The organism is Bacillus sp. CH_70 (assembly GCF_038007045.1).
Taxonomy (GTDB): Bacteria; Bacillota; Bacilli; order Bacillales; family Bacillaceae_G; genus Bacillus_A; species Bacillus_A cereus.
In genome coordinates, this window is record NZ_JBBOWL010000001.1 from 2,993,276 (window position 1) to 3,005,747 (window position 12,472).

Genomic DNA, 12,472 nt, shown 5'->3' on the forward strand with positions numbered 1-12,472 from the left:
CATATGTATTTTTTAGCACGGCTAATTACATGGTAATTATCTATCGTTAAACTGAAGCTATGATATTAAAGAAAAGTCCATATATGTTTTATTAAATGTATTTCTATTTTTTGAATTCATTTATTCGATTTTTTTATCAAATGCTTCTACATTAACTGCCCCATTCTTTTATTTGAAACATCTTTAACATATACAAGATAAAAAAGCTTATTCTATCTCACGTATTAAATCGAATACACGTATTTATCAAAAAAATCCTAACCCTGATTATTTTCAAGATAGCAGAATCAAGAAAGGTACAGAGTATATCCAGATAGATATGGAGGTTTTAATGAGCTCTCTTCAACCAGGACAAACATATGAAATATCCGACGCTTATGTAGGAATGACTGATAAAGTCCCAACTCGTGTGATTGTTCATCGGCTAACAAAAGAACAACAACAAAAACGATTACGTGATCAAGCTATACGAGAAAAAAAGAAAGGAATGACGTATTCTCCTCGTAGCAAACGACTTAGTGGTATCAATGTATATATGACAAACGCCTCTACAGATATTGTCTCGATGGGACAAGTACATGATTTGTACTCTTTACGTTGGCAAATCGAGATTTTATTTAAAACATGGAAATCATTCTTTTATATTCACCATTGTAAAAAGATAAAACGAGAAAGATTAGAATGCCATTTGTATGGGCAACTGATCGCCATTCTCCTCTGTTCTTCTACTATGTTTCAAATGCGTCAATTACTTCTTATGAAAAAGAAACGAGAGCTGAGTGAATATAAGGCCATATATATGATTAGAGATTATTTTTTTCTTATTTATCAAGCCATACAGAAAGACACCCAAGAATTATCAAAGATTCTCATTCTCCTGTTCAACCTCCTACAGCAAAACGGGCGGAAATCTTATCGATATGAGAAAAAAACGGTCTTTGATATATTAGGTGTCGTTTACAATTGTACCATGTCTGATAATCAAGCCGCTTAATTCAAAAAAGTGAAACCCGTTAAGGTTTATTTCGTATGCAAATCTTTCAATCACCTACACTTGCCCTTTAGAAAAAGAAACAATTTCGCCTAAAATGGACTTTGCATAAGCTTAGCTTGATAGCGATGTGGCGGTACCTCATATAAAGAAATTTTAAACATCTTAATCTGCCTTTCCTTTATGTAAATATGGGAATAACGAAATTACCCCAAGGATAGCTAAACAAGCTCCAATCCATAGCGGAGATACAAAACCATATCCTTTACTGATCCCAATACCACCTAGTGACGAACCAATAACAATACCTAGCGTAATAAAAGAACTATGAACGGTATTTATCATTATGCCATTACTAGCTGTCTTCATCACCCTCGCAACCATAGCTGGATTCAATGCTACACCAGTTAAACCAATAAAAATCGTAGAAATCACTGCAATGTATTTATTCTCTGCACTTAAAGCAAATAAAGACAACGCTATGATTAATATAATTAATCCACCCGTAAGTATTTTCATTGTAAATTTATCAGCGAACTTGCCAATTATTATATTCCCAATTACCGTCGCACTACCATAGAGAGCAAGTAAATATGGAATACTTGCACTTGAAAACCCTGTAACATTTGTAAAGATAGGAGTGAAATAACTAAATGCTGCAAACGTACCACCAATAATGAACATACTTGTTATATACGCTGCCCAAAGATGAATATTCTTAAATCGCAGAAGTTCGTCTTTCCAATTTAATTGCTCTTTATTTGAAGAGGATGGTAACAACCGTTGAATCATAATCCCTGATACTAGCACAAGAACAGAAACAGCCCCAAAACTAATACGCCAGCCAAAATATTGCGAAATAACGGTCGTTATAGGTAAACCCAATACAGTTGCGAACATTAAACCTGCAAGTACAATTGATGCAGCTTTTCCCCTTGAATCAGAGTGAACCAATGTCGCAGAAAAGGAAATCGCAACTCCAAAAGCTGAAGCTGAAGCAATACCAGTTATAATACGTGAAATCATCATAATATCATAGTTCCAAGCGATAGCTCCGAGCGATTGACCAATTAAAAATATGAACATTAAAAACAATAATGCTTGTTTGCTGCGCATTCGTAAGAGGATTGCAGTTAAAATGGGGCCTCCTATTACCATTGCTCCTGCATAAGCTGAAATTAAATACCCAATAGATGATACAGGAACCTGGAATGCAAGAGCAAGTTCATTCATCATACCTGCAACCATAAATTCTGATGTAGTCATACAAAAGATTGCTAAAGCTAATAAATAAATAATCGATGGCATAAAAACACTCCTTATTCATTATTGTAATGATCGGTACAAAAATAGTGCGAAAAAAGAGCGCACTAAGCGCCACAAATAGACTCTATTGTTCCTTTGATAACTTGTTCAGACAACATCCGATTTTGCATCGATACATTAAGAACACGGAATCCGTAATAACTGCTTAAAAGCAGACTAGCTAATTCCTCAGCTGATTGCTTCTTTGAAATTTCACCTGTTTGCAATCCTTCCTCCATCACTGTTTCAATAGCTTGTTTAAGAAGTTCAACATGCTTCGAGAAAATTTCTTGTACCATTAAATCGTTTTTAGCACGTTCTATACTGGCATTAATCAATAAACATCCTTTTTGATCCATATTCTCAAAGTCTTCTTTCAATGCCCATTCAAAAAAATTACTTAATCGTTCTTTAACTGGAATTGAAGTATGTAACAATTTCCTTTGTTCCCTAATCCCAATTTCATGGTAGCGTTCTAATACTTGTTTATACAGTTCATGTTTACTACCGAAAGTATTGTATAAACTTCCTTTTCCAAGTCCTGTATCACTGCATAAATCTTGTGTAGAACACCCTTCATATCCTCTTAACCAAAATGTTTTCATTGCAACATCTACAATTGAGGAATAATCAAACTCTCGAGGTCTGCCGCGTTTATTCAATCGTATCCTCCTCTCATTTTAAAGATAACATGAATAGAATACCCTTTTTGTACCATGCGGTCAATAATTTTGTTTTATTGTTACTGTAAAATAAAATTTGATTATTTTAGATTACGAATAATGAAAAATAGCCCCCTTATTCAAATTGCCTAGCGAAAAAATCACGTTTTAATAGACTTCTTTATCATCCCTACCTTTCTATAAATTACTAGTTATGAAACAAGGATCGTTTCATAACTAGTAATTTACTTGATTATCTTGATAGCTATGGAGTAGTGCCCCTATAAACAAAACCCACCAGAAACATCTAAAATCTGCCCCGTTACCCAGCGGCTATCAGAAGAAGCAAGGAATGCTACTGCATCTGCAATATCTTCAACTTGCCCTATTCGTCCGAACACAGATGAGTTTGTAGCAAAATTTCGTATTTCCGGATCATCTAGCAATTTTGCATTGATATCTGTCTTCGTATATCCAGGCATAATTGTATTCACTGTTATACCTCTTTCTCCAAGATGTTTAGCTAGAGGCAGTGTCATCGTATTTAATGCACCTTTACTTAAACCGTATGCAATTGAGCCTGTAAAACCAAGTCGTACTTCAGCTGATGAAATGTTAATCACACGGCCCTCTGCTCGTATTAATGGTAATGTTTGCTGAATTAAAAAGAATGGTGCTTTAATATTCACAGACATAATTTCATCAAAAACTTCTTCTGTCGTATTTTCAATCGTTCCTTGTGTACCTATCCCTGCATTGTTTACTAAAATATCAATCTCTGATGTACCAACTTTTATTTGTAATTCATTCTTTAACTGTTTTACTAGCTTTTTGACACCATCAATTGAATTGAGTTCAGCTTCAATTAAGAACGCTTTTCCTCCATTAGATTCAATCTCACTAATCGTTTCATCTGCAGCTGTTTTATTTCGGCCGTAGTGAATCGCAACTAATGCTCCATCTTTCGCCAATCTCATCGCAATCGCACGGCCAATTCCGCGACTCGCTCCTGTTACTAACGCTACTTTTCCATCAAGATTCTTCATTTTTTCCATCCTTCCTAAATTTCCGTTTGATAAATCCTATAATTATATTTTCATGCAAAAAACAATCATTTTAAATACATATTTATAGGTGTTTTAGTTCGTTCACTTATGATATTATAGTTATAATTTGCGATTCACTTTAGAAAGCAAAACAAGGAGGCTACACAATGCAAAACGCCGTAAAACTGGATGAAATCGATCATAAAATTATGAACTTGTTGTATGAAAATGCGAGAATTTCTGTTTCAGAAATAGGACGAATTATATCCATGACGCAACCTGCTGTAAAAGAACGTATTAACAAGCTTGAAGATCAAGGAGTTATAGCGGCTTATCGAACGAAATTTGAGCCTGCAAAAATTAATAAAAACATTCAAGCATTCATCATGTTTAAAACGAGCCAATGCTCTGATTTTATCCAGTATTGTAATGCAGCTCCTGAAGTAACAGATTTATTTCGAATTAGTGGGGAATTTAATTATATGATGAAGGTCATGAGCGATTCGATGGATTCCCTCGCTGCATTTTTAGACTCCTTAATGCAATTTGGCTTGTCATCTCCTTTAATAGTATTAAAGAGTGAATTTGAGGAGAAATTGTCGTTTTGATAAAGGGATACGTATTATCCTCACTAACAGTAAAAGTTTCTCTTTCTTGAGAAAAACCAACAAAATCAATGACTAGTAAACAAAAAAGAACATTGATATTTCAATGTTCTTTTTGTATCTCTACTTATTAATTAGATTACTCTTTGAAAAGAGCACTTTAATCCCCTTACCCTTGATTCCTCTGCGCCTCTCTAAACTCCTCCTTCACCTTCTCTAACAACCCTTCTTCCGTAATTAATCGATACGCCGTATTTGCTAATGCTTTTGCCGATGTAATTAATGCTTTATCTCCAAGTTCTGAACGTGCTGCTTCTCTAAATTCATTCGTATGTGCAATTAAATCATCTGGTCCGATTTTAATGTACGGATGAATTGTCGGTACAACTTGACTTACGTTTCCTGCGTCGGTTGAACCGATCCCTACTCTTTCTTTACGATTTACATCTTCACCTAATAGTTCTAGTTCTTCCGCTACAATATCGTTATATGTTTTTGTTACGAGTAATTCATCGATTTCATTTTGGAATTGATGGATTTTTACTTTTGCACCTGTTGCTAACGCTGCTCCCTCAGCAATGTTTCTTACTTTTTCTGTTACTTCCGCGCATCTTTTTCTCGTTGCTGCGCGGATGAAGAATCTTGCTGCGGCATAGTCAGGAATAATATTAGGTGCTTTTCCGCCCTCTGTAATGACGCCATGAATTCTCACGTCTGACGGAAGTTGTTGGCGAAGTGCGTTAATACCGTTATAGAGCTGAATAACCGCATCTAATGCATTAATCCCTTCTTCTGGCGAAGCTGCAGCGTGAGCTGTTTTTCCGTAAAAATGAAAATCAAGTGGATCGACTGCTAGTGAAGGACTCGTTGTCGCTGTTTTTCCGCTCGGATGAATCATAAGCGCCGCATCAATGTCTTTAAATAAACCTGCCTTTACATAACTTGATTTCGCGCTACCATTTGGCCCGCCTTCTTCTGCTGGCGTACCAAACACAACAACTTCCCCGCCAATTTCTTCAAGCGTTTCTGATAATGCAATTGCTGCTGCAACACTAATTGTGCCGATTAAATTGTGACCACACGCATGGCCTAGTCCTGGTAAAGCGTCGTACTCCGCTAAAAATGCGATTGCTGGTCCTTGTTTTCCAGAGCTTTTTCGCGCGATAAATCCCGTTTCATGTCCAGCTATATTGTGCTGCAACTGAAATCCTGCACTGCCTAGCAATAAACTTAACGTTCTAGATGCATAAAACTCTTGGTTACCAATCTCTGGATTCGCATGAATATCATGACTTGTTTCTATGTACTTTTCCTTATTTCTTTCGATACTCTCTTCAATTGTTTTTCTTTGTGACGTTACTCCTGTCGCTCCCATTGTTCTTCCTCCTTTTATTTTCACGTAAAAAAGCCTCTTTCTAAAAGATAGAAAGAGGCTTCTGTATATACAGTCAAAATGAGCTTCTTTCTTATCTTTCAAGTTACCTTGCTGGAATTGGCACAGTATTCATAACGAATCCGCTGCCGAGGTATCATAGGGCCAGTCCCTCCACCTCTCGTGATAAGAATTTTCATAAAATTATATTAAATTATTTTTTATTCTAAGTTCATTCCAAGTAAAAGTCAAGGAATTCCTATCCGAATTTACCGAATATCTAAAAATCCTTTTAATACACCAATTGTTTCTGGTGCTTGCAGTCTTGCACATACGTACGGAAATTCCGTGCTACCTTCAAATATCATTTGAGATGTGAGCGGTGCGCCCGCCCAGAAGATTTCATCATCAATTACGATAAACGGGAATGCTTTATTTTGTCTTTGTAACTTTACATTTTTCAGTGGAACTGGTCCATCACTATAAACTATTATCTGTGCATTTGTACGCATTAACGCTTGCCATACTCGCTTATCCACTTGTTTTGTACTTGGAAGTGAAATAATAATTTTTCGTTTTGCGGCTAAAATATCTTTTAATAGCCCTTTCGGCTCTTCAAGATTCATTTCCATAAACCAGCGTAAACGTTTCGAAATTTTCCGTTCCCACAATTGTCTTGATGTCGTGCGATCATACACATCTCCATGACGTTCTATATGAGCTGTTAATTGCGATAACGCTTGTTTTCTAGAAAGATTTTTACGCATATAATGGCAATCTGATAATTGAATGAACTTCCCTCTCGCCCTTGTCACTGCTACATTGACGAGGCGATGATTTTTATGGTCAAAGAATAACACGCCAGGTCGTTCTTGCGGATAACTGTCAACTGTATCAAAGATCATCATATCTCTTTCAGAACCTTGAAACTTATGAACTGTCGCCGCTAAAACTGGTATGTTTTGATATTTCGTTCTCTGCAACATTTCTCTAATACACGTCGATAAAAAGCGTGACTGCGCCCTGTAAGGTGTCACAACACCAATTGATTGAATACCGTCTAACAATCCGATTAACATCATTTGCATCGCTACTAAACCAGACATAATGTTAAAACGTGAACCAGAAGCAGCATCTTTTAACGAAAAAGCTCCCATTTGGCTCGTATCAAATAAAACACTCGCTTCATTTGCGAACGGTTGCAATTGCGCAAGTTCTTTACGCTCTGAAACAGACGGATGATCGTATACTCTATTTTTATAAATAAATGAATTCGTAAACTTCGATATATCCGCATGCATACGTCTTTGTTCCTGCAACATAAATAGGTTTGGGTGTGCTTCTGATTTATTAACAGACTCAACAATCCCAGCATGGTAAAACATATCTTCCCCAAGCCATTTGCGAACAAGTTCATGATTTGCCATCGCAATTGGAGGTAATTGTAAAAAGTCGCCACAAACAACGATACGTTTTCCAAGTGAAGCAGCTAATGCGATTTGCGGAACGAACGCCATACTCACTTCATCTACGACAACTAAATCAAATGTACGCTCATAAATTAGCGCATCAATGGCACATTTCGATAAAGTTGCGCCGATTACTTTCGCATTTTCAATATATTCTTTTTCTACTTCTTTAATTTTAGCCTTTTGCTTTCGAAGATCACTTTCAATCTCTTGTATACGCTTCTTATCAGCAGATGTTGCTTTATACGATAAGATTTTTTCACGAAGATCTTGGCGTGTCTCTTCTAAGTAGAGTCTTTCCTCACCCCATGATCCGTTCGTCGTTTCAACTAACTTAGATGCAAGTAACGTTTCATGATTTCGTATATGTTCATGCTGACTATAACCGTAACGAACAATTTCGCCAGGCGTCCATTTCTTTTTCTTTTCAATTTGCTTCGTTACTTCACTCATTAATACGTCTACTGCCGCGTTACTATGAGCTAACACAAGTACCGATTTTCCTTTTTGATAATGAGCCGAAATAATACGTGATAAATTGTAAGACTTCCCTGTTCCAGGTGGTCCCCATACGTACGTTGTCGGATTGTAAAACGCGCGATATGCCAGTTCATTTTTCGGATTTTTCATCTTCTCAATATGTTTCGGACTGCTCGTCCCATCAACAAGACGCTTTATACGATTACGTTTTAGCTTGTCTTTACGTGCTTCTTTCAATCGCTCTTGCAGTTGCTCTAAAAGTTGCCACGGTTCACTGTATAAAACCGCTTCTCTTATTTCACCTTGTATATAATCATTTAATTTCAATTCTATTTCTAATCCATGTACAGATAATACTTCTCCTGTCGCTTCCTCACCATCGAACTCAATTCGAATTGGTGATCCTTCAGGTAAGCTTACTTCCGAAATAAGCTGAAATACATACACTGTATTCTCATAATCTGTATATAAAAAACGACCGTTCATGATAGAAATTTTACTACCACCTATCGTTTTCCAATGTTTAATTTCATATGCTAATGCATAATGCCACTCTTTCATCGTTTCTGATAATGAAGGAGTTTGAGTAGTTGTATTCATCGTATAATCTCCTTCCTTCTCCCCAAACATACTTTCTCACTATACCATACAACACGCTAAAATTTGTAAGGTTTTTATCTTGCTTATTTTCTTAATTTTCAATAATATATTGTATATAATTTTCAGAAAGAAGGAATCTACATGCCAGTTAGAAGAATTGAACACGTAGGACTTATGGTTGCAAACTTAGAAGCATCTATCTCATTTTATGAAGAAGTAGTCGGCTTACAGCTCCTTAAACGTATGGGGCACCCGAATCCAGATTTAAAACTCGCTTTTTTAGGTGTGGAAGAATCGAAAGAAACGATACTCGAACTCATTGAAGGCTACAATTCTTCCTTGCCAGCAGAAGGAAAAGTACATCACATTTGCTTTAAGGTAGATTCATTAGAGGATGAAATTGAAAGAATACAAAAACACGGCGTAACCTTTTTACTAGGAGAAGAAATCGAAACATTACCAGATGGAACACGTTACATATTCTTCGCTGGTCCTGATGGGGAGTGGATTGAGTTTTTTGAGACGGAGAGATAGAGTGAAACTTTACATCAGAGGCCATCCCCTCTGATTATTAACCCACATCGGTCAAGCCATTTAATCGAGCTAGTTTGTGGGAGGTGGAAAAGCATGAAAAAATTTTCTCGAATAGGAAAAATATTATTAGGTTTTGGCGCGGGTCAATTGTTTTTGGGGCTTATAATGCTTAATGGAACTAATTTATTTGAGCACACGGGTAGCACTGTGAAGTATAGTATTCTAATCACCGGAACAGTTTGTTGCATTGCATCTAACTTTTTTAGAGAACCACAGAACTAACTAATAAGTGAGTTATACTTCCTGTTATAAATAACTTTATTATCAACATAAGGAGTAGAAACTGATGAATACAGTTTTTATTATCGTTTTTTGGGTACTTATACTATTTCCACTTCTTAATATAATCCTGATAAAGAAGTGGAATATAAGTCCCATTGATCTCATGGGGGTGTAACACCTTCTTTTTCAAATTCAAAGAAAAGTTTTTATTTTTCAGCATAAAGCATTATAACTCAACTGTTTTCATACAAAATTTTATGCCAAAAAAGAAAAGCGAGGATTCCTCATATCCCCGCTACATCAATGATGTATAAAATCCTATATAAGAGATACATAGACCAAAAAACAAGACCCCCTGTACATACAAGGATTCTATGAAATTATTTGCTATCGATAATGGGACGTTATATTAACTATATACGAATATCATATTCATCCAAAATTGCCTTTATTGATGGTACAATTAAAGTCTTGGAGGGGGATTATGGGAATTATTTTATATTTTGCATTTTATTTTGGAGTACTGTTTCTTATAATTGGTACTGCATTAGTTTTATTTATTATGGCTGCATTACCAAAAATCTGGAGTAAAAATCTATCATTCGTAATGATCGGTTTAGGGATAAATATACTTACTATTCCGTTGTCTTTTTTTATAGGTGGGATGGCAACAGATTCTCCTGATAGTACTAGGTTAGATTTTTGGAAAGGATTTTTCTTTATTCAAAAAATACCGCTCTTTTTACTGAGTTTTTTATTATTTTTAACTGTGGTGTTGTGGTTTATTCGTAAGAACAAGAAAAAAGTAAACATATAGAATTTCAAAACGACTTCCAATAACAAGAATTATGTAAATAAGCTGTCCATGTGGACAGCTTATTGTTTTTTTTGCTTAGCGTGCAAAATTCGAGTCTTGTTGGCGGTACCCCATCGCTATCAAGCTAAGTTCATACAACATCAAAGTCATTACAGCTCCATGAGTGCCTAATACTATTTTCTGTCCTCGATAGGTGTTTAATAATTCTTTTAAGACTTTTGTCGCACGTTTCTGACAGTCGACATTAGACTCTCCTCACGTTAAAGCAAATTCGGGGTCTAAGTTTGGTTTTTTACTTCCAAAAATATCTTAGCGTATAAGGGGATAGGAGACGATTCCCGGTATTAGGTTAGGGGCCACTCTGGGATTTGATTACAAATAAAAAAGAACTTTATTCAAGTCCCTTTAATCTACGATAAAGATCGACCTAACTTACACATGTAATTTGTCATATTTGTTTAAAAATCAAATATATATTCTCTACACTCCCCGGTTATCAGTAGGTCATGTATTTAAAAATCTAAAAAGGTCCTTTTAGATTTTCTGAAGAGACTTTTTACTTCAATAAAGTATAATAAAAGCCGTAGGAGTTTAATGCCTACAACTTTGTAAAAGGATCTTGATTCACTATAAAATATCCTCTATAGATTTATTCTTAAAATTTACTTTTAACTTGATGTTAATGTGACGTAACCTTAAATATTTAGAAATTTAAAAAGCCCCCTAATATTGTTAAAGGGGCTTTACTCATACGAATGATAATTTTTATAAATAATTGCTAAATAGTGAATTTACATAAATGCTTTTAGAAGCTCTTGAACTAATGGGATTGCTCCACCTATAAATTTTAAAACTGCCATTGCGATTTCCATATTATTTCCTCCTCTTTTGTTAGTACTGGGATGTGATTAAACTTTATACCTTTATTATAGTAAACGCTTACATTTGTAACAATACATTTCTGTATGCAATATTGCATATTTATACATTTTGACAATATTTAACCTCTATTAGTCATTCTTTAATGGTACCATAACGAAGTGAGAGTCTTTAAGGGTTCTCCTTAATAGGAGGAAATATGGAAAAAGTTCAAGGTATTTACAGTAATATAAAATTTAAAAGTTGGTTTAAACAAGTATTAGCTGTAGGAGGAATATTAGGATTCTGCTACTTGGTGTTATATGGTTTTTGTTTTTTAGTTGATATGTAAATATTATACAACAATACTAGTGGAGTTTTGCCTACAGAGGTAAGACTCTTTTATTGTACTTGAGATGAACAAACTACATACAATAGCTTTCAGGTTCTTCAAATTTCTCTGTATGGTTCTTTGTTCCTCTATGTTCTAGACCCACTATTTCCTATCATTGAATATAAATGAACTTCCATTTATATTGAAAATACAATTTTATTGATGAAAGATGTCTTTTTACTAGATACATATTAAAAAGAAAAGTATAAGTTGTATTCCATTTCGGTACAATCTTTTTATCTTTGAAAAGGACTTAAATCTTATTAATAGATTTGAGTCTTTTTTGTATACATCCATTTCTATATAACCATATAAATATAATATATTAAAAATAATTTAAATGCAAGAATACTTGTAGAGGAACCGCCAGCACTTCGAAAAAAACAAGCTAAGCCAAAAAATACAATAAGCTGCCCATATGGACAGCTTATTTACACAATTTTCTTTATGGGAAGTACACTTAAGGTCATTTTTAACTTAATAGGAGTCTAATATCTCAAGTTTCTTAGCTAATACCCAGCTATTTAGGCCTAAAGATGCATAAATATTGTAATAAAAATAATTCCCGTTTCTCAATGTTTCCTATAATTCTTTAGTATCTTCATAGAACATAGGCCAACCTTGCATTAAGATATTATATATATATTTCTTACTACAAATATGGACGGTATTATCCTTGTTGCAGTTTTAATTTTAATCAAGTCTATTGTAATTACACAGATTGAAATATCTATTCAATTTTAAAAATAGTAAAGGAAATGTATATAAAAAGATCACTTGTCTTAGAAACAAGTGATCTTTTTATTAGATAAACTGCAACTTGCTAACAGAAGGTAATTGTTATCCTATTCATATGTTAATAGATATCATAATACATTTTTTAGTTATATAGACGGAATTGTTTCTAATAAAATGAGACCAAAAATATTTCAAAAGGTACCATTAATTATTTAATGCTTTAAAAATGCAATTTTGAACCTTTCGAAGCACTAAATTAGATAGATTTTAATAAACTTCGAACTTTGTCTGCATCAGGATCTCACAATTGAGCCTGAGT

The 12,472-nt window shown here is 34.6% G+C and carries 10 protein-coding genes, 3 pseudogenes and 1 riboswitch; of the genes and pseudogenes, 6 read left to right on the forward strand and 7 right to left on the reverse strand.

The genetic code is table 11. The features are described from left to right. Positions 1 to 187: 187 nt before the first annotated feature. A pseudogene (locus tag N2V79_RS15225) lies at positions 188 to 994 on the forward strand (IS4 family transposase); the annotation flags it as partial. Positions 995 to 1,156: 162 nt separating this feature from the next. Here N2V79_RS15225 and N2V79_RS15230 read toward each other — a convergent pair. The 3 genes from N2V79_RS15230 to N2V79_RS15240 form a co-directional block, all read right to left on the reverse strand. Next, positions 1,157 to 2,299: an MFS transporter gene (locus tag N2V79_RS15230; RefSeq protein ID WP_001139228.1), complete on the reverse strand. Its 1,143-nt coding sequence runs from the start codon at positions 2,297 to 2,299 to the stop codon at positions 1,157 to 1,159. A 62-nt stretch (positions 2,300 to 2,361) separates the two neighbouring features. Further along, a complete protein-coding gene (locus tag N2V79_RS15235; protein ID WP_001042196.1) occupies positions 2,362 to 2,958 on the reverse strand; it encodes a TetR/AcrR family transcriptional regulator in 597 nt (198 codons plus the stop codon). A gap of 281 nt (positions 2,959 to 3,239) precedes the next feature. Then, the gene (locus tag N2V79_RS15240; RefSeq protein ID WP_000792650.1) at positions 3,240 to 4,004 is read right to left on the reverse strand and encodes an SDR family oxidoreductase; all 765 of its coding nucleotides are present in this window, start codon (positions 4,002 to 4,004) and stop codon (positions 3,240 to 3,242) included. Positions 4,005 to 4,171: 167 nt separating this feature from the next. Between N2V79_RS15240 and N2V79_RS15245 the strand changes: the two genes are divergently transcribed. After that, on the forward strand, positions 4,172 to 4,612 hold the full coding sequence (locus N2V79_RS15245) for an Lrp/AsnC family transcriptional regulator (RefSeq protein WP_001178563.1): 441 nt from the start codon (positions 4,172 to 4,174) through the stop codon (positions 4,610 to 4,612). Between the two features lie 166 nt (positions 4,613 to 4,778). On the opposite strand, the gene N2V79_RS15250 is transcribed toward N2V79_RS15245, so the two are convergent. Next, positions 4,779 to 5,984, reverse strand: a complete 1,206-nt coding sequence (locus tag N2V79_RS15250; RefSeq protein ID WP_000501367.1) for a M20 family metallopeptidase — start codon at positions 5,982 to 5,984, stop codon at positions 4,779 to 4,781. An 88-nt stretch (positions 5,985 to 6,072) separates the two neighbouring features. Beyond that, a riboswitch (SAM riboswitch) is annotated at positions 6,073 to 6,174 on the reverse strand. A 76-nt stretch (positions 6,175 to 6,250) separates the two neighbouring features. Next, the gene (locus N2V79_RS15255) at positions 6,251 to 8,560 is read right to left on the reverse strand and encodes an AAA domain-containing protein (protein WP_340720018.1); all 2,310 of its coding nucleotides are present in this window, start codon (positions 8,558 to 8,560) and stop codon (positions 6,251 to 6,253) included. Between the two features lie 111 nt (positions 8,561 to 8,671). On the opposite strand from N2V79_RS15255, the gene N2V79_RS15260 reads away from it, so the two are divergent. The 3 genes from N2V79_RS15260 (at position 8,672) to N2V79_RS15270 (ending at position 10,163) form a co-directional block, all read left to right on the forward strand. Continuing rightward, on the forward strand, positions 8,672 to 9,064 hold the full coding sequence (locus N2V79_RS15260; RefSeq protein ID WP_001145268.1) for a VOC family protein: 393 nt from the start codon (positions 8,672 to 8,674) through the stop codon (positions 9,062 to 9,064). Between the two features lie 93 nt (positions 9,065 to 9,157). Beyond that, positions 9,158 to 9,346, forward strand: coding sequence for a hypothetical protein (locus tag N2V79_RS15265; protein WP_224980139.1), 189 nt, complete (start codon positions 9,158 to 9,160; stop codon positions 9,344 to 9,346). 484 nt (positions 9,347 to 9,830) lie between these two features. Continuing rightward, the gene (locus tag N2V79_RS15270; RefSeq protein ID WP_000511402.1) at positions 9,831 to 10,163 is read left to right on the forward strand and encodes a hypothetical protein; all 333 of its coding nucleotides are present in this window, start codon (positions 9,831 to 9,833) and stop codon (positions 10,161 to 10,163) included. 135 nt (positions 10,164 to 10,298) lie between these two features. Here N2V79_RS15270 and N2V79_RS15275 read toward each other — a convergent pair. Then, positions 10,299 to 10,457 (reverse strand): annotated as a pseudogene (locus tag N2V79_RS15275) (histidine phosphatase family protein); the annotation flags it as partial. A gap of 497 nt (positions 10,458 to 10,954) precedes the next feature. Further along, a pseudogene (locus tag N2V79_RS15280) lies at positions 10,955 to 11,142 on the reverse strand (hypothetical protein). Between the two features lie 99 nt (positions 11,143 to 11,241). Here N2V79_RS15280 and N2V79_RS15285 point away from each other — a divergent pair. Then, positions 11,242 to 11,373 carry a hypothetical protein gene (locus tag N2V79_RS15285; protein WP_000416933.1) on the forward strand — a complete coding sequence of 44 codons (132 nt, stop codon included), beginning with the start codon at positions 11,242 to 11,244 and terminating at the stop codon, positions 11,371 to 11,373. The last annotated feature ends 1,099 nt before the right edge of the window (positions 11,374 to 12,472 follow it).

Excerpts from the sequence above, each read along its gene's own strand:
- N2V79_RS15230 (WP_001139228.1), bottom strand. The coding sequence starts at position 2,299 with ATGCCATCGATTATTTATTTATTAGCTTTAGCAATCTTTTGTATGACT.
- N2V79_RS15240 (WP_000792650.1), bottom strand. The coding sequence starts at position 4,004 with ATGAAGAATCTTGATGGAAAAGTAGCGTTAGTAACAGGAGCGAGTCGC.
- N2V79_RS15245 (WP_001178563.1), top strand. The coding sequence starts at position 4,172 with ATGCAAAACGCCGTAAAACTGGATGAAATCGATCATAAAATTATGAAC.
- N2V79_RS15250 (WP_000501367.1), bottom strand. The coding sequence starts at position 5,984 with ATGGGAGCGACAGGAGTAACGTCACAAAGAAAAACAATTGAAGAGAGT.
- N2V79_RS15255 (WP_340720018.1), bottom strand. The coding sequence starts at position 8,560 with ATGTTTGGGGAGAAGGAAGGAGATTATACGATGAATACAACTACTCAA.
- N2V79_RS15260 (WP_001145268.1), top strand. The coding sequence starts at position 8,672 with ATGCCAGTTAGAAGAATTGAACACGTAGGACTTATGGTTGCAAACTTA.
- N2V79_RS15265 (WP_224980139.1), top strand. The coding sequence starts at position 9,158 with ATGAAAAAATTTTCTCGAATAGGAAAAATATTATTAGGTTTTGGCGCG.
- N2V79_RS15270 (WP_000511402.1), top strand. The coding sequence starts at position 9,831 with ATGGGAATTATTTTATATTTTGCATTTTATTTTGGAGTACTGTTTCTT.
- N2V79_RS15285 (WP_000416933.1), top strand. The coding sequence starts at position 11,242 with ATGGAAAAAGTTCAAGGTATTTACAGTAATATAAAATTTAAAAGTTGG.